General features: G+C 41.3%; 1 protein-coding gene. It reads right to left on the reverse strand.

The genetic code is table 11. From position 1 onward, the window contains the following. On the reverse strand, positions 1-380 hold a 380-nt coding region (locus tag CXF74_RS21785; RefSeq protein ID WP_157822537.1), incomplete at both ends, for an ISAs1 family transposase.

The raw sequence follows: 380 nt of genomic DNA on the forward strand, positions 1-380 counted from the left end.
TGCAGTAACTCTGGGATTGCAGTTATTTCATTGCTCTTAGCATCAACGGCAACTTGGCCTAAAACAAGTTGGTGCTGACAACTCCAAGCACTTACAGTGTGTAATGCATTATTTCTATCTTTCGTTGAAAAAGAACGTCTTGCCGTTTTACCATCAACAGCAATAACATCACAACCAGTCGTTTCTATAAGGGATGATACCCACCCTTGAAAGGCTTGCTCTATTTCACTCGATTTTAATCGGCAAATGACACGTGCAATCGTGTCATGCCGAGGTATCCCCGCTTCAAAAGGACGATATTGACGAAGCCAATCAAGCTTTATATGACCGAAATTTTCAATATCTTCCCATCCTTCAGAGCCTGATATAACAGCACTTAT

This window comes from Psychromonas sp. Urea-02u-13, from assembly GCF_002835995.1.
Lineage (GTDB): Bacteria > Pseudomonadota > Gammaproteobacteria > Enterobacterales > Psychromonadaceae > Psychromonas.